Source organism: Isoptericola halotolerans (genome assembly GCF_003003075.1).
Lineage (GTDB): Bacteria > Actinomycetota > Actinomycetes > Actinomycetales > Cellulomonadaceae > Isoptericola > Isoptericola halotolerans_A.
In genome coordinates, this window is sequence record NZ_PVTX01000006.1 from 204,371 (window position 1) to 228,475 (window position 24,105).

The window sequence follows — 24,105 nt, forward strand, 5'->3', positions numbered from 1 at the left end:
CCACGGGGGAGTGCCCCGTACGCTGGTGGGCGTGTCCGCCATGAGTGATCTGATCGCCGAGCACGCCGAGCTGGCCGAGGGGGACCTCGAGTGGCTCCACCTGCTGGTCGGTGACTGGCAGATCGTCTCCGACCTCGCCTTCGCCGACCTCGTCCTGTGGCTGCCCACGGCCGACGGCCGGTTCGTCGCCGTCGCGCAGTGCCGCCCCAGCACCGGGGCCACCGTGCACTACGACGACGTCGTCGGCTCGTTCGCCCCCGAGGGCCAGCGCCCGCAGCTCGCCGCCGCGATGAGCGAGGGCCGTGCGCAGCGCTCCCGCGAGCCACGCTGGTTCGGCGCCTACGCGGTGCGCGAGGAGGCCGTGCCCGTGGTGCACGACGGGCGCGCGATCGCCGTGGTCGCCCGGCAGACCAACCTCGGTTCGGGGCGCACACCCAGCCGTCTGGAGCTCAACTACATCGAGTCCGCGGACGACCTGCTGGCCATGATCGGCCGCGGCGAGTACCCCTCGCCGAACGCGGCGACCGGGCCACGGCGCGGCGCCCCGCGCGTCGGCGACGGACTCATCAGGCTCAACTCCGAGGGTGAGGTCCTCTACGCCAGCCCCAACGCGCTGTCGTGCTTCCACCGGCTGGGCGTCATCGGTCCGCTGGTCGGCCAGTCCCTGGTCGAGGTGACCGCCGGGATCGCCGAGCAGCAGAGCACCGTCGACGAGTCGCTGCCACTGGTGGTCATGGGCCGGGCGCCGTGGCGCACGGACATCGAGGCGGGCCGGGCCGCGCTGTCGCTGCGTGCCCTGCCGCTCACCGACCGCGGCCAGCGCATCGGCGCGGTCCTGCTGTGCCGCGACGTCTCCGAGCTGCGCCGGCGCGAGCGCGAGCTGATGACCAAGGACGCGACGATCCGTGAGATCCACCACCGCGTCAAGAACAACCTGGCCACGGTGGCGGCGCTGCTGCGGCTGCAGGCCCGGCGCATGGAGGTCCCGGAGGCGCGGGCGGCGCTCGAGGAGGCGATGCGGCGCGTCGCCACCATCTCGCTGGTGCACGAGTCCCTGTCCCAGACGCTCGACGAGAGCGTCGAGCTCGACGACATGCTCAAGCGCGCGCTGCGTCTCGCGGCCGACGTCGCCTCGACACGCGCCCAGATCAGCACCCGTCAGAGCGGCTCGTTCGGGCTCGTGCCGGCCCAGGACGCCACCCCGCTCGCCCTGGTGCTCACGGAGCTGGTGACCAACGCCGTCGAGCACGGCTTCCCGGGCCAGGAGTCCGGCACGGTCTCGATCGACGTCGAGCGCGAGGACTCGTCGCTGCGCGTGGTCGTGGCGGACGACGGCGTCGGGATGCGGGACGGGATCGACGAGCTCGGTCGGGCGTCCCGCAGCGGGCTCGGGTCGCAGATCGTCAAGACGCTCGTCGTCAACGAGCTGCGCGGCACGATCGACTGGCTCCCGCGCGAGGGCGGCGGGACGCAGGTCGTCCTGCAGGTTCACCTGCGGGGCGACGCGCAGCGCTGAGCACACGCAGAAGGGCTCCCCCGCCCAGGAGCGGGGGAGCCCTTCTGCGTGTGCGCGGTGGCGTCAGCCGGCGCGGCGGGCGCGGGCGGTGCGACGCTTGAGGGCGCGGCGCTCGTCCTCGCTCATGCCGCCCCAGACGCCGGCGTCCTGCCCGGACTCCATGGCCCACTTGAGGCAGTTGTCGACGACGTCGCAGCGACGGCAGACAGCCTTGGCCTCTTCGATCTGCATGAGGGCCGGGCCGGTGTTGCCGATGGGGAAGAAGAGCTCGGGGTCCTCGTCGAGGCAGGCTGCCTTGTGGCGCCAGTCCATGTCATCTCCTCAATGGTCGTGGATCCGCTCCGGACGGCGCACGGCCAACTGGGCATGCCGCAAGGCAGCCGTCTCCGGTTCGGATCGTTCAGGGGGGGCGGAATCTCTGTCCAGAATCACACCTCGTGAAGGCCGGCACAAGGGGTTACGGCCAGATTTCTGTCCCGTGAACCCTGAGGGTTTCATCACACTGCACAAACTTTCCCGCGGGCCGTATCCTGGCGTGTCATGCCAGGTCCTGCCGCTCCTCCCCCCGAGACCGGTCCGCTCCCGCCGCCGGGCACCCGCCCCGGCGGTGCGCTGGTCGCGGTCCTCGTGGCCGTCGGGCTCGAGGCGGTGGCCATGGTCATCTTCGCGGGGGCCGTGGTCGTCGAGCTGGTGGGTGGCCGTTCCGGCAGCACCGGCGTCAGCGTCTTCGTGGTGCTGTTCTTCCTCGGTCTGGCCGCGCTCCTCGTCGGCAGCGGCCGCGCACTGTGGCGCGGACGACGCCGAGGGCGGTCCCCGGTCGCCGGCTGGCAGATCTTCCAGGGCATCCTCGGCGTCTCGCTGCTGACCAGCGGCTCACCGGCGGCGGTCGCGGGCGGCATCGCACTGCTGGTCCTCGCCGCTGGCACCCTCCTGGGCCTCATGACGCGCTCGGTGCTCGAGCACACCGCCGACTGACACCGACGGGCGGGGCGCTCAGGGCCCGGCGGCCTGCAGCGGGGCGGCGGTGCCCGCCGTCAGCAGCGCCCCGCGTCCAGGCCGCGCAGGTCCGGGGTCGGCGACGTCGGTGAGCGGCGTGCCGAAAACCTCGTCGGCCTCCCGACCACCCGGTGCGAGCACGACACCGGTGCGCAACGCCCGCAGCTCGGCCAACGGACCCCGGTGCGCCATCAGGGCGTTCTGCGTCGTGGCCGACGCCACGAGCACGAGCCCGCTCTCCTCGACCAGCGTGCCCAGGCGTTCGACCTCCACGGGGCAGGTCTGGGCGAGCGCGTCGAGGTCGTCGACGACGACGCAGGAAGTGCCACCACCGCTGTCGTCCGGAGAGGAGCCGTGGCCGGCCGAGGTCAGCTCCTCGACCAGCCGCCGGAACGCTGCCGGGGAGGGCGGCGACGCCCGGTGCCCGCCGGCCTCGGTACGCAGCACGGCGTCCCGTGAGACGACGGCGGCGAGCCGGCCCTCCGCCGCGAGCCGGCGGACGACGGTCCGCAGCACCGTGGACCGGCCCGCGCCGCGGGGACCCACGACGAGCGCCCCGCCGCTGACGTCCAGCGCGACCGGTCCCGCGGCGTCGCCCCCCACTCCGACCAGGACGTTCCCGTCGCCCGGCGGGCCCGCCGGGGGCCCGCCCGGATCGGCGGCGGCCCGCCCGAGGTCGTCCCACGTCAGCCGTGCCGGCAGCGCCCGGACCCGGGCCGGCGGCTGGCGCGACGGTGCGCCGGGGTGCTCGTGGTCGAGGACTTCCGGTCCGCCCGCACGCGGCGCGAGCACCTGGCAGAGCAGGGGCTCGCCCGCCGGGAGCCAGGCCGCGCGCCCCGCCGGCCCGCCGCTGCCGGCCAGCGCCCCCGGCGCTCCCAGCATCACGTCCGAGTGCTGGTCGGCGCCGAGCAGCACCAGTCGCGGGCCGACGCGTGCCGCGACGCCACCGACCGAGGCCGTGTCGGCCGTGAGGGCGAAGGCCGCGTGCCCGGCGGCGAGCGCGCCGACCAGCGGGTCCCAGGCACCCGGCCCCGCGAGCGCCGCGCGGAGCTCCTCCACGCCGTCCACGACGACGAGGGTGCGGGCCGCGCCGCCGTCCAGGGCCGGCGGTCGGTCCAGCAGCCGGAGGAGCCGGCGTGCGCGGCGTGGGTCGTCGGGTCCGGTGACGGTCCCGAGGCCCGGATGGTGCGCCAGGGCCGCGAAGGCCCGCCCCGACGCCGGGGGGACGAGCGCGTGGACGTGCCAGCCGCGGGTCAGCGCGGCGGTGGCGAGGGACAGCAGGGCCGTGGTGCGGCCGGACCTGGTGGGTCCCAGGACAGCGAGGTGCCCGGCCGTGGGCCGCCAGTGCACGACGAGGCGCCGCTGGGCGTCCGGGTCGTCCGCGAGCGCCAGCGGGAGCGCCTCGGGGGACTCGTCCACCGCCGGCGCGCCGTCCAGGTCTGCCTCGGCGACGCGGGTCGGCAGCGCAGGCAGCCAGGGCGGGGGACCGGGGCGGTGGCCCAGCCGTGCGGCGGCCCGGCGGGCGACCTCCACGGCGGTGTCCACGGGATCCTCGCGACGGTTGGTCGGCCGCTCGTCACCGGTCCGGTCGCGCGGTCCCGGCGCGGCGGCGGACACCGCGCCGTCGTGCGCACCGACGTCCGGGGCGGGCCGCCGCCAGGTGGGCGCCCGACGGACGGCCGGGCCGTCGTCGTCGGGCGACGTCCCCGCGTGCGCGCACTGGAGCGCGACGGGCGTGCCGGCGCCGATGCGGAGCACCGCGCGCCCCGGTGCGCCGACGGGGATGCGGGCCGCCGCCGCATGGTCCACGACGTCGTGCGAGTCTGCCGCGTCCACGACCCGCAGCGCGATCCTGGCCGAGACGTTCGCGCGGACGTCGGTGCTGACTGCCCCGGAGGGACGCTGCGTCGCGAGCACGAGGTGGACCCCCAAGGACCGTCCCTGGGCGGCGATCCGCAGCAGCCCGGGCAGGAAGTCCGGCAGGTCGTCGGCGAGCGCGCGGAACTCGTCGATGACCACCACGAGGCGGGGCAGCGTGCCGGGCGGCGCGTCGTCGAGCGAGGCTGCCCGGCATCCTGCCAGGACGCGCTCCCGGCGGTGCAGCTCCGCACGCAGCCCCGCGAGAGCCCGGCCGGCGAGCCCCGGCTCCAGGTCGGTCACCTGACCGACGACGTGGGGCAGGTCGGCGCAGCGACCGAACGAGGCCCCGCCCTTGAAGTCCACCAGCGCCAGTGCGAGGTCGGCAGGGGACCGGCTCAGCGCCAGCCCGAGCACGAGCGACTGCAGCAGCTCGGACTTGCCGGCGCCCGTGGTCCCGGCGACCAGCAGGTGCGGCCCGTCGGCGACCAGGTCCAGCGTGACCGTGGTGCCGGAGCCGTCGACACCGAGCGGCACCCGCCACCCGGTGGCCGCGGCCCAGCGCCGAGCGGGGTCGAGGCCGTCCAGCAGGCCGGCGAGCGGCACGACGTCGGGCAGGCCGGGGTCGGTCACGTCCGCACCGCCGGGCTCCGGCGGCGGGAGCAGTGCCGGTGCCGCGGTCGTCGCCGTGTCGAGGTCGGCCGGCGAGCGCCGCAGGCCACGCAGCCCGGCCAGGCGGCGGGCGGTGCGTTCGGCGCAGGCGGACGTGACCCCGACGCCGGGGCCGGTGGTGTCGGTGCCGTCGAGAGCCGTCCGGTGGGCCCGGCCGTCCGCCCCGACCCGCAGCGACGCCCGGCACCAGGACGGGGCGGGCACCTCCCGGCCGTCGGGTCCGTGCGGCAGGCACAGCACGACGAGGTCGCCCCGTCGGGCCGCCTCGTCCGCGGCACGGTGGGCCGCGTGGTCCGGGGTGTCGACCACCAGCACCCGGGCCTCACCGGCCGGATCCCCACCCGCGCGGGGACCGTCGGCGTCCGCGAGCCATCGGCACCACGCCCAGGCCTCGTGCCCCTGCCCGGTCACCTGCACCGTGGCCCCGGCCGCGGCGAGATCGACGACGACGGCGCGGGCGGCCGCGCGGTCGGCGCCGACCTCGCCGCGCACCACGAGAGCGCCGTCCGGCAGCAGGTCGGCGGGGGTGCGGCCGGCTCGCGCAGGATCCCGGTGATCGGCGTCGCGGGCCCGTGCGGCGAGAGCGTCGAGCGCGCGGCGCCAGGCGACGTCCGACGCCTGGTGCACGGCGGCGACCCGGGCGGCGGTGCGGCCCGGGGCCGTGCCGACCGGAGACGCCCCGGGCGCCGTGGGCTGGTCCTGTGCGCGTCGACGGCGGACGGCGGCCACCACCTGCGGGACGAGTGCGACCACAGCGACCAGCGAGAACAGCGCGTACAGCGGCTGCCGGAGCATCACCGCCAGCGTGATCGAGCCGAGGACGGGGACCAGCCCGGTGAGGAGCATCGCCGGGTTGAGCGGCAGGGCGGTGGAGCGCTCCGGTGGCGCGGGGGCGAGCCAGGCGGTGACGTCGCCGGAACGGAGCAGCTCGTACCGGGTGCTGGCCACCTCGAGGAGCACGCCGGCCCGCCAGCGACGCCGCGTGGGTCCCAGCCGACGACGGCGCTCGCGGCCGGCGTCCGTGCGCACCAGCGCGCTGTGCGGCGGACCCGTGGGCAGGCGCCGCAGGGCACGGCGGTCAGGGTGCACCCGCACGCGGTCGCGGGAGTCGACGCGCAGGGTCACCCGCCTCCCACCGCGGCCGAGGGTGACGGGAGACCCGGGTGCCAGGGGTATCGTCTCGCCGGCGTCCGTACCGGTGGTGGGCGTGACGAGCCAGGGACTGCGCAGCGCGGCGACGTCCGGGGACGGCGGGGCCGACGATCCCGGACCGGTGACGCGGAGGGTCGCCCCGGGCAGCAGGGGACGGTGCCCGACGACGGCGTCGTCGCCGACGGGGGTGGTGTCGGCGGTCAGCGGCGCGTGCCCCAGCTCGGGGCGGCGGACCAGCCGGGCCAGCGGGACGCGGAGGTCGCCGAGCCGGGCGCCGTCGGGCAGCTCGACGTCCTCGCCGGGGTGCAGCGTGAGGCGGACGGACATGGCACCAGCGTGCCGCCTTCGGGCACACGACCGCCCGCGTCGTCCACAGGGTGTGGACGACGCAGGCGGCCGGGTTCGGCGCGGAGCCGGGTCAGTCCGCGGCGAGCGCCTCCACGGGGGAGGCCTTGAGCGCCGTGCGCGCCGGGGCCACCGAGGCGACCAGGCCGGCCGCCAGGGCGACCACCAGCACCAGCGTCACGTCGAGCCAGGGGACCGTGAGGGTGACGTCACCCATGATCCCCAGCGCAGCCGCTGATCCGCCCCACCCGTACACCAGCCCCAGCACGATGCCGAGCACCGCGCCGACACCCGCGATGAGCAGGCCCTCGATCGCCAGCATCCCGCGCAGCTGGGACTTCGACAGGCCGATCGCGCGCAGCGTCGCGGACTCCTTGCGCCGCTCGATCACGGAGAGCGACAGGGTGTTCGCCACGCCGATCAGCGCGATGACCACGGCCACGGCCAGCAGGCCGAGGACGATCGCCAGCACCGTGTCGATCACCTCGTCGTACATGGCGCGCTGCACCGCGATCCCCGTGACCTGGGCCGACTCGCCGGAGTCCGAGACGACGTCCTGGATGGTCGCGACGGTGCCGGCGGCGTCCGCCGAGTCCGCGAGGGCCACGTACATGTCGGTGACCACCGTGCCTGCCTGCACCTGGGGCAGGTCGTCGGCAGCGAGGTAGTTGACGTAGGGCTCCACCTCGTTCACCGCGACGCTGAACGTCGCGGTGCCGTCGGCACCGGTGAGCGTCAGCCGGTCGCCGTCGGCGAGCTCCAGCGACTCGGCGTTGGTATAGCCCAGCAGGGCGGTGCCGGGCGCCAGGCCGTCGATGTGGTCGGGCGCGTTCAGCACCTCCCGGGCGGCGCCCGGGTCGAGCGCCGTGAAGTCCACCGACACGGGCTCGCCGTCTGGGTCGACGATGTCCGGCACGCCCAGCGACACGTCGGTCAGGTCGGTGATCGCCGCGACGTCGGCCACGCTCGAGACGTCGGCACGCAGGCCGTCCGACAGGGCCGTCCGGGCGCCCTCCTCGTCGTAGGTCGAGCTGGACACCTCGACGTCCACCGGGAACTGCTCGTCGAGCGCCGACGTCAGCGAGGTCCGGGCGCTGGCCGCGCCGGTCGACATCATCGCCACGAGGGTCACACCGATGAGCAGGGCGGTGCTCGTCGTCGCCGTGCGCCGCGGGTTGCGCAACGTGTTGGCGCTGGCGAGCCGCGCCGTCGGGCCCGAGGCCCCGACCAGCCGGCCGGCGAGCGCCGCGACCTTCGGCAGCCAGAAGACGGCACCGACCGCCACACCGACGAACGACAGCGCACCGCCGGCGATCCCGGCCAGGACACCGAACGTGGGCTCCTGCGCCACCGTGCCGAGTGCCGCGCCCAGGCCGAGCAGCGCGAAGCCGAGCACGGCGGTCAGCATCGACAGCACGAGGCGCACGCGGCCCGCCCGGCGCGAGGCGGAGGGCGCGTCGGCGGGACGCAGCGCCGCCAGCGGAGCGACGCGCGTCGCGACCCGGGCGGGGACGAGCGCCGCACCCACGGTGACGAGCGTGCCGACGAGCACCGGGATCACCACGACCTGCCAGGTCAGCGTGATGCTGTCGGGCAGCGGCACCGGGAGGTCCATCGCGCCGGCGACCCAGAGGGCACCCTGCCCGAGCGCCGTGCCGAGCAGCACCCCGGCCACCGACGCGACGGCACCCAGGATCGCGGCCTCGGTGAGCACGCCGCGGCCCACCTGCGCCTTGTTCGCCCCGACGCACCGCAGCAGAGCCAGGGTGCGGGCACGCTGGGCGACCAGCACCTGGAAGGTGTTGGCGATGACCAGACCGGCCACGACGAGGGCGATCGCGGCGAAGGTCAGCACAAAGATGAGGAACACCAGGTCCTGGCCGCCGGTCAGGCTCGCTGCCACGGTGGCGGCCCGTTCGTCGGTCGGCACCACCCAGCGGGCGTCTTCGGGGTCGGTCGTGCCACCCACCGCGGTGGCCAGCGCCGCCTGGACGGCGGCGACGTCGGCTCCGGGCGAGACGGCGACCGCGACCTCCTCGGCTCCCACCTCGCCACCGTTCTCCTCGGCGCGCCAGGTCGCGAAGGTGTCGGCGTCGACGACGGCGGCACCACCCGTCTGCGAGTACGCGCCGTAGGGGTCGTCGAGGATCCCGACGACGACCGGTCGGACGGTCACCTGCTCCCAGCTGCCGTCCTCGGCGGGCACGCTGCGGTTCAGGTTGATGCGCTCGCCGGTCTCGACGCCGAGGCGTTCGGCGACGTCCTGCGGGAGCGCGATCTCGTCGTCCTGCGTCGGCATCGACCCGACCGTCGCGACCATCGGCATGAGCCGGTCGTCGGCGGTGGGGATGATGGTCTGGAAGACGGACCGCGCCCCGGCGGACAGCTCGGCGTAGGAGGCGCTCATCGGGGCCACGGAGTCCACGCCGTCGACCTCGCCGAGGGCGGCGACGTCCGTGACCGGGTCCTCGATCGTGGCGCCGACCACCAGGTCGGCGTCGGCGTACCGGGCGGCGATCGAGTCGTAGGTCGTGCGGGTGACGACGTCGCCCGCCAGCAGCGTCGCGGCGACGAACGCGGTGCCGATGACGATGGCGATGCCGGCGGCCGCGAGCCGGCCGGAGCTGCGGCGCATCTGGGCCAGGGTGATCCGCAGCATCAGGCACCCGCCTGCGCGGCGTCGTCGGCCACGGGGCCCTCGAGCGACCGCAGGGCGTCGAGGCCGGCGAGGACGGCCTCGGGCGTGGGGTCGGTGATCTCGCCGGCGATGCGACCGTCGGCGATGAGGACGACGCGGTCGGCGTAGGCGGCGGCGGCCGGGTCGTGCGTCACCATGATGATGGTGCGGCCCAGCTCGCGCACGGAGCGGCGCAGGAAGCTGAGCACCTCGGCGCCGGAGCGGGAGTCCAGGTTGCCGGTCGGCTCGTCGGCGAAGACGACCTCCGGCTGGGCGATGAGCGCGCGGGCGATGGCGACGCGCTGCTGCTGACCGCCCGAGAGCTCGCTCGGACGGTGCTCGAGCCGCTGATCGAGGCCGAGGGTGCGCACCAGCGTGTCGAACCACTCGCGGTCTGCCTTTGCTCCGGCGAGCTCGAGCGGCAGCGTGATGTTGTCACGCGCCGTGAACATCGGCAGCAGGTTGAACTGCTGGAACACGAAGCCCACCCGGTCCCGGCGCAGGCGGGTGAGCGCCTTGTCGCCGAGGCCGGTGATCTCTGTGCTGCCCAAGAACGCCTGCCCGGCCGTCGCGCTGTCGAGGCCGGCCAGCAGGTGCATCAGCGTGGACTTGCCGGACCCGGAGGGCCCCATGATGGCGGTGAACCGTCCCTCGGCGAAGTCGACGTCGACGCCGTCGAGGGCGCGCACCTGCGCCTCGCCGGAGCCGTAGGTCTTGGTCAGCCCGCGCGCCCGGACGGCGAGCCGGCCGGTGTCGGGGGTGTCGGTGTCTGTGACGGGGACGAACACGGTGGTGTCCACGAGGTGTCTCCACGGGTCTTGCTCCGGCGGCTCCCGGACGGGAGCTCGATGACACCACCGACGCTACGGAGCGGACGGCGGGCCGTCGTCGGTCCCCGGGCTGGTCGTGGCGGCGTCCAGGTCATACCCAGGTATGACACCGACCCTGAGAGCTCCCTGAGGGGGGACCCCGAGACCTGTCAGGACGCCGCGCCGGTTGACGACGTCGTGGGTCTGACAGCTCCGGGTTCGCTTGAGCTGTCAGAACGTGCCGCGGGTGTTCCGGGTCGTGGGTCTGACAGCTCGCGGGGGGAAGAGCACCCCCAGGGGCCCGACGCCGGCGCTCGTCCACAGCGGTCGGCCGACGCCACGCCGGGCCCACCGAGATGGGGCACCGTGCGGCGGCATGACAGGAACCACGAGCGTGTACACGGCCGTACCGGGCCTGATGGACCTGCTCCGGCGCCAGCACATGGTGCTGAGTCGTGCACAGCTCTCCCGGCTTGGCGTGCGGCACGACCACGTGGCGTGCCATCTGCGCGCCCTGCGCTGGCGGGCTCTCAGCGGCACCGTCGTGGTGGCGCACCGGGGACCGCTCACCCGACCCGCGCGCAGATGGGCGGCGGTCCTTGGGGCGCCCACCACCAGCGTGCTCGGGGCGTGGACGGCCCTGGAGCTGCACCGCCTGCAGGGCTGGCACCGTGAACCCGTCCATCTGGTCGTGGACCGGGGATCGGCCCCTGACCGTTACCGCTGGCTCGTCGTCCACGAGTCGCGTCGGTTGTGCGACGAGCACGTCACCACGCGGGAGGGGCTGCCCGTGCACACGGTCGCCCGTGCCGCCGTCGACGCGGCGGCATGGCAGCGGTCGTGGCGGACCGCCGTGGGGCTGATGGCCGCCGTCGTGCAGCAGCGGCTCGCGTCGACGGACGACCAGTTCGGGATGCTCGACGCCGTCGGTCAGGTCCGGATCCGGCTCCCGGCGATGGCGGCACGTCACGAGCCGGGACGTGTGGTGGCGATCGCCCGCCGTCACCTCGGCTGGTAGTCCTCGGACCTGTCAGAACGTGGTCGCGGTATGCGCGCGCCGGAGTCTGACAGGTCGGCGGACTCAGGGTCGGGTCGAGGTCTCCTGCTCGACCCGCGGGTCGTCGCGTCGCGGCCGGTACCTGGTCAGCACGAACACCGCACCGGCCAGGAGCGCACCAGCGACGACCACGGCCCACACGGAGGCGGGTGCGCCGATCAGGTCTTCGAGCAGGAGGCGGCTGCGTGAGGTGGGGTCTGCCAGCACGACGGCGACGAATGCCGCGACGACGGCCACCACCGTCCCCGTCGCCACGCGTTCCCAGCGCGAGTCCAAGGAGGCGTTGCCCATCAGCCGCCGACCCGCGCGGACGATGTGACGTGCGCGCAGGACCCGCAGCGCCCCGACGGCGCGCACCAGGCGCAGAAGCTGCGTGGGCCCGACGGCGAGCACCACGGAGACCACGATCGCGGCCGTCACGATCACCAGCCACCTGTTCCTGCGCACCCACCGGCGCTTGTCGTCCGAGACGACGAACAGCACGACCGTCTCGCCCAGGAGCACCGCGCCGGTCAGGAGGCTGACGGCGGTGCCGACCGTCGCGTACGGCTCTGCCAGGAGCGTGAGCCACACGGCGGGGACCGACGCCAGCGCCGCGACGAGCACGGGGACGGCGAGCCGTCGCTGCCACCGGTCCTCGGCCGCGTCCTGCGTGGTCCCGGGGGAGGTGGAGGCGTCGGGGAGCACCGCCCCAGGGTAGTGGGACCGTCACCAGGGTGGAGTCGAACCCGGAGCCTAGGAACCGGGTCGCACCAGCCCGGTCTCGTAGGCGGTGACCACGGCCTGCACGCGGTCGCGGGCGTCGAGCTTGGCCAGGACCCGGCCCACGTGCGTCTTGACCGTGGCCTCGGCCACGAACAGCTCGGCGGCGATCTCGGTGTTGGACCGTCCGCGCGCCATGAGGACGAGCACCTCGCGCTCGCGCTCGGTGAGCTCGCCGAGCGCCTGGTGCGCCGGACCGTCCGTCGTCGTCGGCAGGGCGGTGACGAGGTGCTCCAGCAGCCGGCGCGTGGACGACGGCGCGATGACGGCGTCGCCGCGGTGCACCGTGCGGATCGCGGCGAGCATCTCCTCGGGCGGGGCGTCCTTGAGCAGGAACCCGGAGGCCCCGGCCCGGATCGCCTCGAGGACGTACTCGTCGAGGTCGAAGGTCGTCAGCACGACGACGCGTGGTGCGTCCGGTCGTGCGGTCAGCCGCCCGGTCGCCGTGAGGCCGTCCATGGTGGGCATGCGCACGTCCATGAGGACGACGTCGACGGGGTGGTCGGCGAGGAGGCGCAGGGCCTGCGCGCCGTCGGAGGCCTCGACCGCCACGGTGAGGTCGGGCTGGGAGTCGATGACCATCCGGAAGCCGGCGCGCACGAGCTGCTGGTCGTCGACGAGCGCGACCTTCACGACGTCGCTCATGCGGGCTCCTTGTCGTCAGGGGTGCCGAGACGTTCCGGCGGTGCGGGGGACGCGGCCGGTCCCGCGGACGCGGAGGTCGTCGGCGGTGTCGCGGCGGGCACGGGCATCGTGAACCGTACCCGCCAGCCGCCGCCGGGGCGCGGGCCGGCCGTCACCGAGCCGCCGAACATCGCGGCGCGCTCGCGCATGCCGAGCAGCCCGTACCCGGCCTCGCCGTCACCGGCCGCCGCGCCCCGACCGTCGTCGGAGACCTCGACCGTGACGGACTCGGCCTCCCAGCGCAGCACCACGGTGACGCGCGGGTCGGGTCCCGCGTGCTTGCGCACGTTGCTCAGCGCCTCCTGCGTGACGCGGTGCAACGTCAGTCCCGCTCCGGGCGGCAGGCGTCGCGCGACACCGACGCGCACGAGCGAGACGCGCGTGCCGGCGTCGCGCGCCTGCGCCACGAGGGTCGTCAGGTCGGCGTCGTCGGGTTGCGGGGCGAGGGGCGCGGTGCCCGACGACGTCCCCCGCCCGGGCAGCACCGGGGCGGCGGAGGCGTCGCCCGCCCGGGCCGCGCCGTCGCCGGTGGCGCTGCCGTCCGCGCGCCGTGCCTGCCCGGGCGCCGTGGGGCGCGTGCCGTGGCCGGCCGTGACCCCGCCGCCTTCCTGCCAGGCGGCCGAGGGGCCGGACGCGCCGTCGTCCTCCCGCAGGACCCCGAGCAGCCGGCGCATGTCGGCGAGCGCCGCCCGGCCGGTCTCGGAGATGACGCCGAGGGAACGCACGGCGGCCCCGGGGTCGTTGGCCGCGGCGTACCGGCCGCCGTCGGCCTGGGCCACGATGATCGACAGGGAGTGCGCCACGATGTCGTGCATCTCCCGCGCGATGCGTGCGCGCTCCGCGGCGGTGGCGATCTGGGTCTGCTGGTCGCGCTCGAGCTCGAGACGCTCGGCACGGTCGCGCAACGCGTCGAGGGTGACGCGGCGTTGGCGGCGCACGAGCGCGAGCGCCCAGACGGCGAGGCCGATCACGGCGCAGAACATGCTGACGCCGACGAGCTGGGAGAGGAGCGCCGTGCTCTGCGCCTGCAGCGCCACGACCGGACCGATGAGGAACGACCCCACGATCGTCGAGATGATCGCCGTGACGTGCGCCCAGCCCGGGCCGTACACGGTGACGGCCCACAGCGCGGCGAGGACGGCGATGTCCCCGGGGAGCAGCAGGGGATGCCCGGTGAGCAGGTGCGCGAGGGCCACGGCGTAGACGGCGACCGCCGACGCCACCGGATGGGTGCGCCGCCAGGCCAGCGGGGCGATGGTGGCCAGGGACCACAGGGTCACGGGGACGGTCCGGGTGCCGGAGCCGTCCCATGCCGCGGCCGTGCCGGCGACGAAGAGCGCGAAGAACGCCGTGCCGGTGGCGTCCACGATGAAGCGGTGGCGCTCGAACCACGTGCTCACGCGTGCTGACCAGCCCATGCTCGCCACCCTAGGCAGGTCGAGGGCTCCTGCGCGTCAGCCCGTGGTGGGACTCGCCGGCCGGTCGACATGCCACCTCAGGATGATCGGACGGCCGTGTCGCGACGTGCCGGGACCAGGCATATTGCCGCTAGCATGAGGGAATGACCCACGTACTGCTGGCCGAGGACGACCCGGCGATTGCCGAGCCTTTGGCGCGGGCTCTCACGCGTGAGGGTTACGACGTCGTCGTGCAAGGAACTGGTCAAGGAGCCATCGACAACGCCGGGGACGCGGACATCGTCGTCCTGGACCTCGGCCTGCCGGACATCGACGGGCTCGACGTCGCTCGTGAGATCCGCGGTCGCGGGCTCAGCACGCCGATCCTGGTGCTCACCGCCCGCGCCGACGAGGTCGACCTCGTGGTGGGTCTGGACGCCGGCGCCGACGACTACGTGACCAAGCCGTTCCGGCTGGCCGAGCTGCTCGCGCGGGTCCGGGCGCTGCTGCGCCGCACCCACGGCGAGACGGCCGAGGACGAGGAGCTGCGCGCCCAGGACGTGCGCGTCGACGTCGCCGCGCACCGCGCCTTCCAGGGCGAGCGGGAGCTGCACCTGACCACCAAGGAGTTCGACCTGCTGCGGGTGCTGGTCGGCAACGCGGGCTCCGTCGTCGTGCGCGACACCCTGATGCGCGACGTCTGGGGCTCGGACCCGGTCGGGTCGACCAAGACGCTCGACATGCACGTCTCCTGGCTGCGCCGCAAGCTCGGCGACGACGCGAACTCCCCGCGCTACGTCTCCACGGTCCGGGGCCTCGGCTTCCGGTTCGAGCTCGGTCAGCAGGCCTGACGTCCGGTGCGCCGTCGCGTCCTGCTGGCGACGATCTCCGCGGTCGCCGTCGCAGTGGTCCTGCTCGGCGTGCCGCTGGGCTTCTTCGGGGCACAGTACGTCGTCGCGAACGAGGAGCGCCGCGTCTCGGACCGGCTCGACGCGTTCGTCCGCACCGTCGATCGGGTCCAGGCGCAGGGGGAGAGCCCCAGCGAGGAGCAGCTCCTGCGCGCGGCCGAGGGCCGCTCCGGCGACCTCCCGGCGCGTGTGACCGTCAGCCTGCCCGACGGCGAGCTGCTCGAGTATGGTGACGAGCTGCGCGAACCGACGATCTTCAAGGCGGCGCAGACCACCGACGAGCGTGCGTCGGTCTCGATCGAGGTCTCCGCGTGGGGCGCCTACATCAAGGCCGCGCAGACCGTCGCGCTGGTGGTGGTCGCCGGCGTCGTGGCGATCGCGGCCGGCGTGGCCATGGCGGTGTGGCAGGCGAACCGTCTCTCCGCGCCGCTCGTGTACCTCGCGGCGTCCGCCGAGCAGCTGGGCTCCGGTCAGGTGCGTCCGAGCCTCGAGCCGTCCGGAGTCGAGGAGATCGACCTCGTGGCGGCCGAGCTCGCGCGCAGCGCCGACCGGCTGGCCGGCCGCCTGGCGTCGGAGCGGCAGTTCGCGCAGGACGCGTCCCACCAGCTGCGCACGCCGCTGACCGCCCTGACGATGCGGCTGGAGGAGATCATGCTGACCAGCGACGACGACGACGTCGTCGAGGAGGCCCGGGTCTCCCTCGAGCAGGTGGAGCGGCTGGTCACCGTGGTGGACGACCTGCTCTCCACGTCGCGGCGGTCGCAGGGCGGCACCACCGAGGCGGTGACGGTGATCGACGTCGTCCGCCAGCAGGAGGAGGAGTGGGCCGAGACGTTCCGGACGGCCGGGCGCGTGCTGGTCGTCGACGTCCCGGGCGAGCACCGGGTCCTGGCGACCCCCGGGGCGCTCGCGCAGGTGATCGCCACGCTGCTGGAGAACTCGCTGAAGTACGGCGCCGGCACCACGACCGTGCGCTCCAAGCCGTCGGGCCCCAAGGGTGCCGTGGCGCTCGAGGTCTCCGACGAGGGCCCCGGCGTGCCGGACGACATCGCCCCGCGGATCTTCGAGCGCGGCACGACGACGGGCGGCAGCACGGGCCTCGGGCTCGCGCTGGCCCGCGACCTGGTCGCCGCCGACGGCGGTCGACTCGAGCTGGCGCAGCGCCGCCCGCCGGTGTTCCGCATCTTCCTCGCGGGCGTGCCGCGCACGCTCGACCCGAGCGTCGTGCTCCCGCCCGGGACGACGATCTCGTCGCGCGGACGCCGCCGCGGCTGGCTCCACCACCACGAAGGCTGACCCGGAGCGCAGCGGACGGTGGGGCCGAGGGACGAGGGCGCGCCGGGCGCGGAGTGCAGGGTCGGCCGAGCAACGACACGAGGGCTGACCCGGAGCGCAGCGGACGGTGGGGCCGAGGGACGAGGGCGCGCCGGGCGCGGAGTGCAGGGTCGGCCGAGCAACGACACGAGGGCTGACCCGGAGCGCAGCGGACGGTGGGTCAGTCCGTTCCCCGGAAGACCACCGTGCGGTACATCACGTACCGGAAGATCGTGCTCAGCACCAGGCCGACGCCGTTCGCCGCGACGTTGTCCGCCAGCGCCGAGTCCAGGCCCAGCACGTAGCGGGACACCGCGAGGCAGCCGGCCGAGATCGCGAGACCGCCGACGTTCACCGCGGCGAACTCCAGCAGCTCACGACCGCGTCGCCGGGTCCGACGGTCGGCGAACGTCCAGTACCGGTTGCCGACCCAGGCCACCAGGGTCGCGACGGCCGCCGCGATGATCCGCACGGTGATCGGCTTGTGCGCGAGCACGTCGACCGGCCCGTGCAGCATCAGGTTGAACACGGCCAGGTCCACGACGAAGGCGAGCGCACCCACCGAGCCGAACCGCAGCAGCTCGATGCGCCGCGCCCACAGCTCGAGCACCGCGCGTGCGGGCCACCGCTGCGGGCCGGGGGCGGCTGCGGCCGGGGCGCGAGACATGCGGGCCACCTTATCGGCCGGCCGGTATCCTCGACGTCCGTGACATCCCCCGCCAGTGCTCCCGTCCCGCCCGTGGTCGCCGTCGTCGGTGGCGGCCAGCTCGCTCGCATGATGGCCCCGCCCGCCGCGGAGCTCGGCGTGCACCTGCGGGTGCTCGTCGAGGACCCCGCGACGGCCGCGGCACAGGTGGTCGTCGACGCCCCGGTGGGTGCCGCGTCCGACGAGGCAGCGATCCGTGAACTCGTGGCTCCCGCGGACGGGCGGCCGCCGGCGGACGTGCTGACCTTCGAGCACGAGCACGTCCCGAACGCGCTGCTCGCCGACCTGGTCGACGGCGGCACGCCGGTGCGTCCGGGGCCTGGTGCCCTGGTGCAGGCGCAGGACAAGATCGTGATGCGACGTCGGCTCACCGACCTGGGAGTGCCGTGCCCGCGCTGGGCGGCGCTGCCCACCGAACCGCCGGCGGCGCGTTCCGCGCTGGAGGCCTTCCTCGGGGAGGCCCCGGGCGGCGAGGCCGTGGTCAAGACCGCCCGCGGTGGCTACGACGGCAAGGGTGTGCGCGTGGTGACCGCAGCCGCCGAGGTCGACGACTGGGTCGCCGCCCACGTCGCGGGCGGCCCCGAGCTCCTCGTCGAGGAGAAGGTGCCCTTCACCCGCGAGCTGGCGGTGCTCGTCGCGCGGCGGCCGTCCGGCGAGGTGCGGACGTGGCCCGTCGTGGAGTCGATCCAGCGCGACGGCGTCTGCGCCGAGGTGGTCGCCCCCGCCCCCGGGCTCGACCCGGAGCTCGCCGAGCGTGCTCGCCAGGTGGCGGTCCAGGTGGCCGAAGGGCTCGACGTCACCGGTGTGCTCGCCGTGGAGATGTTCGAGGTCCCCGGAGAGGGCGGCCGCAGCGAGGTGCTCGTCAACGAGCTCGCCATGCGTCCGCACAACTCGGGGCACTGGACCATCGACGGCGCCACGACCAGCCAGTTCGAGCAGCATCTGCGAGCGGTGCTCGACCTGCCGCTCGGCGCCACCACCCCGACCGCCCGGTGGACCGTCATGGCGAACGTGCTCGGATCCGCCCTCGACAACCTCACGGACGCGCTGCCGCAGGTCGGCGCGCGGTTCCCGGAGGCACGGGTCAACCTGTACGGCAAGGGCATCCGCCCGGGCCGCAAGCTGGGCCACGTCAACGTGAGCGGTGACGACCTGGACGAGGTCCGCCGTCGGGCGCGTGGCGCCGCCGCCCTGCTGCGCGGCGAGGAGATCGAGGAGAGCTGATGAGCGAGAACAAGCCCGTCGTCGGGATCGTCATGGGGTCGGACTCCGACTGGCCCGTCATGCAGGCCGCGGCCGAGGCGCTGGACGAGCTCGGTGTGCCGTGCGAGGTGGACGTCGTCTCCGCGCACCGGATGCCGACCGAGATGATCGACTACGGCCGGGCGGCCGCCGACCGCGGGCTGCGCGTGATCGTCGCCGGTGCCGGGGGAGCGGCGCACCTGCCGGGGATGCTGGCTGCCGTCACGCCCCTGCCGGTGATCGGGGTCCCCGTGCCGCTCAAGCACCTGGACGGGATGGACTCCCTGCTGTCGATCGTGCAGATGCCGGCGGGCGTGCCGGTCGCCACGGTGTCGATCGGCGGCGCCCGCAACGCGGGTCTGCTCGCGGCGCAGATCCTCGGGGCGGGCACCGACCCGGAGTCGCTGGCGCTGCGGGAGCGGATGGTCGCGTTCCAGGCCGAGCTCCGCGACGTCGCGCACGCCAAGGGCGAGCGCCTGCGCGAGACCCGCCGCACCACCGCGAGGTAGTAACGCTCGTGCCGAGGTAGTGCGGGGTTGCGCGAGGTAGCGCTGCGTTGCGCGAGGTAGTACCGGGTTGCGCGAGGTAGTACCTCGCGGGTCGAGGTAGTGGCGCGGTGGGGGTTCCGCCGGGTGTCGGGCCCCGTACACGGTCGCGTTCACGGGCGCAGGGCGCCCTCCACTTCGGGACTGACGACCGTGCACGGGACCCGACACCCGGCTTGAGCGTTCCCGCCCGGCGCTACTCCACGCCGTCGGGCACTACCTCGCGCCGCGCGCTACTACCTCGGGGCGAGCGGCACTACCTCGGCGGCCGGCGCACTACCTCGAGCAGAGTGCTACTACCTCGGCGAGGGTCGCACTACCTCGGCGGGGAGAGGCGGCTCGGGTCAGAGGCCGCCGACCGTCGAGCCGGGCTCCAGGTTGCCGTCCCGGAGGTCGGCCCAGAAGGTGTCGACGTCGTCGGCGAGGAGGACCGTCGAGCCGACGCCGTTGCCCGGGTTGTAGCCGGGGTCGGCGATGGGCGGCGTGCCCGTGACGCCCTGCGGCCCGGTCGCGCCCTTGAAGGCGAGTGCCAGCCGGCCGAGGTCGATCAGGCCGGTCTTCTGGTCCACGAGCAGAGCGTCCGTCCCGGCGCCGACGAGCTGCACCTGGTCGATCGGGTTGAGCAGCACGCTCGGCTGGACGGCGGTGTCGGCGATGCCGGCGATCACCTGCTGCTGGCGCTCGGCCCGCCCGATGTCGCCCTGGGGGTCCGAGTAGCGCATGCGGGAGAACGCGAGCGCGGTCGCGCCGTCGGCCTGGTGGCACCCCGCCTCCCAGACGAGCTCCGACTTCGGGTCGTCGACGTCGTAGTCGAGGCACAGCTCGACGCCACCCACGGCGTCCACGATCTCCTCGAGGCTGCCGAAACCCACCTCGGCGTAGTGGTCCATCGTGAGCCCGGTGAGACCCTCGACGGTCTGGACCAGCAGGGGCGCGCCGCCCCACGCGTAGGCGGCGTTCACCTTGCTCATGCCCTCGCCGGGGATCTCGACGTAGGTGTCGCGCGGGATGGAGATGAGCGCGGTCGGGCCGCTCCGGGGCTTGTGTAGCACCATGATCGTGTCGGTGCGCGCCCCGGACGTGTCGTCGTTCACCCCGCCGGACCCGCGGGCGTCGGACCCGGCGAGCAGGTACGTCGTACCCGGCGTCCCCTCGGCGTCCGACAGGGCGTCGGTGTGCTGGATCTGCCCGTCGGCCCAGACGATCAGCCCGATCGGCCAGGCCAGGAGCAGCACCAGGACGAGCAGGAACGCGAGCCCGGCGACCCGTCCCTTGCGCACGCGGAACCCGCCCGGGCCCTTCTGGTCCGGGCGTGCCGGCCCGCGGCCGGTGGGTCCACCGCCGTCGCCCCGTGCCGGGGCGGGCCGTGCGGCGGGTGAGGCCTGGCGCGTCCCGGCCGGCATGACGCGGGTCCCCGACGCTCCGGCGGGCGGCTGGGCAGCGGGCGGCTGTGCCGCCCGCGAGACCCTCGGCCGTGAGCTGCCGACGGCGGGGGCGTACGACTGCGGCTGCCGGGCCGGTGCCGCGGACCGCCGCTGCGGTGCCTTCGGCGTCACCGGGATCTCGCGGGACGACTGCCGCCGGACGCGGGGCTCGCGTGACTCCAGGGGCACGGCGTCGTCCCGGCGCCCGACACGACCGCCGGCGCGCGGCCCGCCGGACGCCGAGCCGCCGACGGAGATGGCGTCACCGGTCTGCTGGGGACGGGAGCTGTGGCCGCCGGTGGGCGTGAAGCTCGGGGGGATGCGTCGCTCGTCCGTCATGCGATCACCCGCAGACCGAGGTGACGTCGGCGCCGGTGAAGGCCTCCGCGCCCGCCTCACGGGTCTCGGTGGGCTTCGGCTCGGGCTCCGTGTCCGTGGCGGCGTCCTCGCCGCCGTCGGCTGCCGCCTCGTCGGACGCGTCGGCCGTGGACCCCTCCGTCGTGTCTTCCTCCGCGCCGCCCTCGGTCGCGGCGTCGTCCTCCGAGCCGCCCGCCGAGCCGCCCTCGCTCGTCGTGCCGTCCCCGTCGGCGCCGTCGTCCGAGGACTTCTCCTCGGCGATCACGTCGCTCAGCGGACGGTCGTGCCTGAGGTTGTCGAACACCGTCGTCGCCTCGTCCGTGAGCACCACGTTGTTGGGGTTCGACGGGTCGTACTGCCACGGGACCGTCATGAAGGCGATCGTGTCAGGTCGCAGGCCACGGGCGCTGTACGCCAGCCCGGCGAGTCCCTGGATCGAACCGAGGTTGCTGCTCATCGTCAGCGAGCCCGTCACGGCTCCGAGGAACTGCAGGAGCTTCGGCGAGTCGGTGAGCAGGTTCTGGCCGAGGACGGTCCGCGCGAGCGCCGCCATGAGCTCCTGCTGACGGCCGATCCGGCCGATGTCGGAGCCGTCGCCCAGCCCCTCGCCGGTGCGGGCACGGGCGTACTTCAGCGCCGTCTCGCCGTCGAGCGTCTGCATGCCCGCGGAGAGCACGAGGTTGTCCGCCTTCTTGGAGGAGATGTCGTTCGGGATGCACATCTCGACCCCGTCGAGCGCCTCGATCATCTTCTCGAACCCGGCGAAGTCCACGACGATGAACCCGTCCATGCGGACGTCGGAGACGGTCTCGATCGTCTTCATCGTGCACAGCGCGCCCGACTCGACGTCGCCGCCGGTCAGCACACCCTGGGCGAAGGCCGCGTTGAACTTCGTCCCGTACAACGGTGCCGTCTCGCCGCCCGACGACGTGGGGCACGCGGGGACGTCGATCGTCGTGTCGCGCGGGATGGACATCAGCTCGACGCGAGCGCGGTCGGCCGAGATGTGCATGATCATCGTGGTGTCGGACCGGGCGCCCTCGGTGCCGTCGTCGGCGGCCTTCGCGTTCGCACCGCCGCGGGAGTCGGAGCCGAGCAGCAAGATGTTGAGCGGCGCTCCCGCGGACGGGTCCTCGGGCGCGACGACCTCGGGGCGGTCGGTCCCCAGCGCGGCGTCGGCGTCGACGGTCTGGATGTTCCCGGTGAGCTTGACGGCGGCCGTCGCGGCTCCGACACCCGCGAAGGCGACGGCCGCGGTCGCCACCATCCCGACGACGCGCGTCAGCGAGTGCCGCCGCAGCGTCCGGGCGTGCGCCGGCCCGCGGGACGGCTCGTCCCGGGGAGCGACGTGGCGGGCAGGCGTGTGGTTCACGATAGGTGAGCATAGATGCCTACGGCGTCGGTGCTGCGGTCTCCCGGGACCGATGCCGTAGAGGAACTGTGACGGTCAGAGCTGCGAGCCCACCGGGAACTGCTTCCGGGTGACCTTGAGGATCACGTGGACCCTCGGCATGCTGCCGCCGTTGACCTGACGGGCTCGGGCCTTCGACACGGGACGCAGGACGCCGTCGCGCAGGATGTAGATCTGGCCCTTGCCGTTCTGCCGCACGGCGACGACGCGGGTCCAGCCCCCGGCCTGGGGGACCTCGGCCTTGAGGGCCTTGCGCCAGTCCTGGCTCTTCGTCGACGACCGGAAGCCGCCGGTCCCGTCGGTCCGGGCCAGGCCGCGCGTGGTCAGGAGGTACGAACGGCCACCCTTGCCCTCGACGACGCCGGTCGTCTTGGTGACGCGTGGCAGCCGGGCCATGCTCGAGCTGTCCAGGTAGCCGCGGTCGAGGTTGCCGAGCGGGGTGTTCCGCTGCAGGTAGTTGCCGACCCGCCCGCTGTGCTTGCGCCCGTTGATGATCAGCCGGTCGTTGCCGTTGCTGCGGTTCGTGACGATCACGCCGGGGCGCACGATCGGGTTGCCGTAGGGCAGCCTGCTCAGCGCGTCCGGGTGCAGCGACACGCTCGGCGAGGACTTGCCGGCACGGCGGAGCGAGGCGGTGTCGAACACCTCGCGCTTGGTCCCGCGACCGACCCAGAACAGACGGCCGTCGCTGCGGACGGTGCGTTGCAGCCGGCTGCTCTTGACGAGTCCGCTCCAGGTCGAGCTGTTGACCTTCCGCACGCTGCCGCACCGTTCGCCGTAGTCCTGCACGACGGAGCAGTACGCGAGGTGCTTGCGCCCGTTCTCCACGAGGGCGACCTTGCCGCCGGGGTTCTGGACGAAGGTGCCGTCGGCGATGCTGCCCTGGGCCTGCTCGGCGGCCGCCCGCTCCTGCGCGGCGGTCGCCCGGCGGCGTATCTCGCTCATCTTCGCGTAGAGGGTGCGCCCGGGGCACGCCGTCGACGCGACGTCGCGGTGCCCGAAGATGCGCTGCTCCCGTGTGCCGTTGATCGTCGTCGTGCCGCTGGCGGGGACGCCGTGCAGCGAGAGCTTCCAGGCGGCGAGGCCGACGACGGCGCTCACGGCGGAGTTCGAGACGGTGGTGGTCTCGTAGTTGCCGAGCACGGAGATACCGGTCGAGTTGGTGTTGTAGCCGATGGCGTGCCCGCCGATGGTCTGCCGGGTGACGCCGCCCGAGCGGCCTTCCCACACGCGGCCGAACTTGTCGACCAGGAAGTTGTACCCGATGTCTCCCCAGTCGCGCGTCTGGGCGTGGTAGGCGTAGATCCCGCGGATGATGCGCGGCACGTCGTCCCGCGAGTAGTTGTTCGTGCCCGCGGTGTGGTGGATGGCGGCCCCGCGGATCGAGCCCTGTCGCGGCGTCCACGTCATGATGGACTCGTCGGCGCCCCACGCCCGGCGCGAGTTGATCGACGGGCGGGTGGTCACCGCGCTCGCCGCGGCGACGGACGCCCCGCCGGGCGACGTGCCCTCCGGCGGGGTGGGCACGTCGTCGTCGGCCGGGGAGGTGCCCGGGTCGACGACGGTGAGCTTCAGGTCGCGGACCGGCTCGGTGCCGGAGACGCGCGCCTGGACGCGGGCGACGTCGCCGACGACGAGCGGTTCGGTGCCGTCCAGGGTGCCGTCGGGCGACGGCTCGGCCTCCACCGCCTGCCACGCGTCCCAGCCGGCGTCTCCGTCGGCCGGGGCCTCGGGGTCGATGCTGGTGCGCACCTCGACCACCAGGGAGTCCTCGCTGACGTCCCCGGACCAGGTGACCCCGACGACGGCGAAGCCGGTCGCGTCCGAGGTCGCGACCTGGGGCTCGGCCTCGGGCGCGAACAGGGGGACGTCCTCGTCGGACGGGGCGTCCTCCTCCGGCGTCGCGTCCTCGCCCTCCGGCTCGGCGCCGTCCTCCGCGTCGGCGAGCTCCTCGGCCGGGACGAACTCCGCCTCCTCGGACTCGGGCGCGACGGGTTCGGCGGCGGCCGGGTCCGGGGCCGTCTCGTCGGCCGCCTCGACAGCGGCCGAGGCGGCCGACGGGGCTGCCTCGACCAGGGGCGCCGCCTGGGCGCCCGGCGGGACGACCAGGGCGAAGGAGAGGAGTCCGACGACCCCGGTGGCGAGCGCGGACCGGGTCCTGGAGCGAGTGAGTCGGTTCACACTGCGCACGCTACGTTCGGCCGGCTGGTTGCGCAGGGCGACAAGGGGCAGGTCCGTCCCGGGCTCTATGTCGGACCAGCGCGGTTCGTTCCG

At 74.5% G+C, this 24,105-nt stretch carries 18 protein-coding genes; 7 read left to right on the forward strand and 11 right to left on the reverse strand.

Going from position 1 to position 24,105, the window contains the following annotated elements; translation table 11 throughout:
* The first annotated feature begins 40 nt into the window (after positions 1-40).
* Positions 41-1,516, forward strand: a complete 1,476-nt coding sequence (locus BCL65_RS10440; protein WP_106267735.1) for a sensor histidine kinase — start codon at positions 41-43, stop codon at positions 1,514-1,516.
* Positions 1,517-1,579: 63 nt separating this feature from the next.
* Here the strand turns inward: BCL65_RS10440 and BCL65_RS10445 are convergent, their stop codons facing one another.
* A complete protein-coding gene (locus BCL65_RS10445; RefSeq protein WP_106267737.1) occupies positions 1,580-1,828 on the reverse strand; it encodes a WhiB family transcriptional regulator in 249 nt (82 codons plus the stop codon).
* 228 nt (positions 1,829-2,056) lie between these two features.
* Between BCL65_RS10445 and BCL65_RS10450 the strand changes: the two genes are divergently transcribed.
* Positions 2,057-2,491 (forward strand): hypothetical protein, encoded by a 435-nt coding sequence (locus tag BCL65_RS10450; protein WP_125206524.1) that lies wholly within the window; start codon positions 2,057-2,059, stop codon positions 2,489-2,491.
* 18 nt (positions 2,492-2,509) lie between these two features.
* Here BCL65_RS10450 and BCL65_RS10455 read toward each other — a convergent pair whose 3' ends face one another.
* The 3 genes from BCL65_RS10455 to BCL65_RS10465 form a co-directional block, all read right to left on the reverse strand.
* Positions 2,510-6,520, reverse strand: coding sequence for an FtsK/SpoIIIE domain-containing protein (locus BCL65_RS10455; RefSeq protein WP_106267741.1), 4,011 nt, complete (start codon positions 6,518-6,520; stop codon positions 2,510-2,512).
* A 91-nt stretch (positions 6,521-6,611) separates the two neighbouring features.
* Entirely contained in the window at positions 6,612-9,197 is a 2,586-nt protein-coding gene (locus BCL65_RS10460) for an ABC transporter permease (RefSeq protein ID WP_106267743.1), read from the reverse strand.
* A complete protein-coding gene (locus BCL65_RS10465; protein ID WP_106267745.1) occupies positions 9,197-10,015 on the reverse strand; it encodes an ABC transporter ATP-binding protein in 819 nt (272 codons plus the stop codon). The genes BCL65_RS10460 and BCL65_RS10465 overlap by 1 nt, the downstream gene beginning before the upstream one ends.
* Before the next feature lie 385 nt (positions 10,016-10,400).
* Here BCL65_RS10465 and BCL65_RS10470 point away from each other — a divergent pair, with 385 nt between their 5' ends.
* Positions 10,401-11,042, forward strand: a complete 642-nt coding sequence (locus BCL65_RS10470) for a hypothetical protein (RefSeq protein ID WP_125206523.1) — start codon at positions 10,401-10,403, stop codon at positions 11,040-11,042.
* Between the two features lie 63 nt (positions 11,043-11,105).
* On the opposite strand, the gene BCL65_RS10475 is transcribed toward BCL65_RS10470, so the two are convergent.
* Genes BCL65_RS10475 through BCL65_RS10485 form a run of 3 tightly spaced genes read right to left on the reverse strand, consistent with a single transcriptional unit; the run spans position 11,106 to position 13,945 of the window.
* The gene (locus tag BCL65_RS10475; RefSeq protein WP_106267749.1) at positions 11,106-11,768 is read right to left on the reverse strand and encodes a hypothetical protein; all 663 of its coding nucleotides are present in this window, start codon (positions 11,766-11,768) and stop codon (positions 11,106-11,108) included.
* Positions 11,769-11,816: 48 nt separating this feature from the next.
* A complete protein-coding gene (locus BCL65_RS10480; RefSeq protein WP_106267751.1) occupies positions 11,817-12,488 on the reverse strand; it encodes a response regulator in 672 nt (223 codons plus the stop codon).
* Positions 12,485-13,945, reverse strand: a complete 1,461-nt coding sequence (locus BCL65_RS10485) for a sensor histidine kinase (protein ID WP_106267753.1) — start codon at positions 13,943-13,945, stop codon at positions 12,485-12,487. Before BCL65_RS10485 ends, BCL65_RS10480 begins: the two co-directional genes overlap by 4 nt.
* 143 nt (positions 13,946-14,088) lie before the next feature.
* Between BCL65_RS10485 and BCL65_RS10490 the strand changes: the two genes are divergently transcribed.
* Entirely contained in the window at positions 14,089-14,775 is a 687-nt protein-coding gene (locus BCL65_RS10490) for a response regulator transcription factor (RefSeq protein WP_106267755.1), read from the forward strand.
* A gap of 6 nt (positions 14,776-14,781) precedes the next feature.
* Complete coding sequence (locus BCL65_RS10495) at positions 14,782-16,128, forward strand: sensor histidine kinase (protein ID WP_106267757.1); 1,347 nt, start codon at positions 14,782-14,784, stop codon at positions 16,126-16,128.
* 199 nt (positions 16,129-16,327) lie between these two features.
* On the opposite strand, the gene BCL65_RS10500 is transcribed toward BCL65_RS10495, so the two are convergent.
* Positions 16,328-16,813, reverse strand: coding sequence for a GtrA family protein (locus BCL65_RS10500; RefSeq protein ID WP_106267759.1), 486 nt, complete (start codon positions 16,811-16,813; stop codon positions 16,328-16,330).
* A 39-nt stretch (positions 16,814-16,852) separates the two neighbouring features.
* Here BCL65_RS10500 and BCL65_RS10505 point away from each other — a divergent pair, with 39 nt between their 5' ends.
* Together BCL65_RS10505 and purE are read left to right on the forward strand one after the other, a co-directional pair.
* Complete coding sequence (locus tag BCL65_RS10505) at positions 16,853-18,076, forward strand: 5-(carboxyamino)imidazole ribonucleotide synthase (RefSeq protein ID WP_106267761.1); 1,224 nt, start codon at positions 16,853-16,855, stop codon at positions 18,074-18,076.
* A complete protein-coding gene (gene purE, locus BCL65_RS10510; RefSeq protein WP_106267763.1) occupies positions 18,076-18,603 on the forward strand; it encodes a 5-(carboxyamino)imidazole ribonucleotide mutase in 528 nt (175 codons plus the stop codon). Before BCL65_RS10505 ends, purE begins: the two co-directional genes overlap by 1 nt.
* Before the next feature lie 380 nt (positions 18,604-18,983).
* Here the strand turns inward: purE and BCL65_RS10515 are convergent, their stop codons facing one another.
* From BCL65_RS10515 to BCL65_RS10525, 3 genes are all read right to left on the reverse strand, one after another.
* On the reverse strand, positions 18,984-20,402 hold the full coding sequence (locus tag BCL65_RS10515) for an LCP family protein (RefSeq protein ID WP_106267765.1): 1,419 nt from the start codon (positions 20,400-20,402) through the stop codon (positions 18,984-18,986).
* A gap of 4 nt (positions 20,403-20,406) precedes the next feature.
* Positions 20,407-21,792: an LCP family protein gene (locus BCL65_RS10520; protein WP_243400987.1), complete on the reverse strand. Its 1,386-nt coding sequence runs from the start codon at positions 21,790-21,792 to the stop codon at positions 20,407-20,409.
* 75 nt (positions 21,793-21,867) lie between these two features.
* Complete coding sequence (locus BCL65_RS10525) at positions 21,868-24,012, reverse strand: N-acetylmuramoyl-L-alanine amidase (protein ID WP_106267767.1); 2,145 nt, start codon at positions 24,010-24,012, stop codon at positions 21,868-21,870.
* Positions 24,013-24,105: the final 93 nt, after the last annotated feature.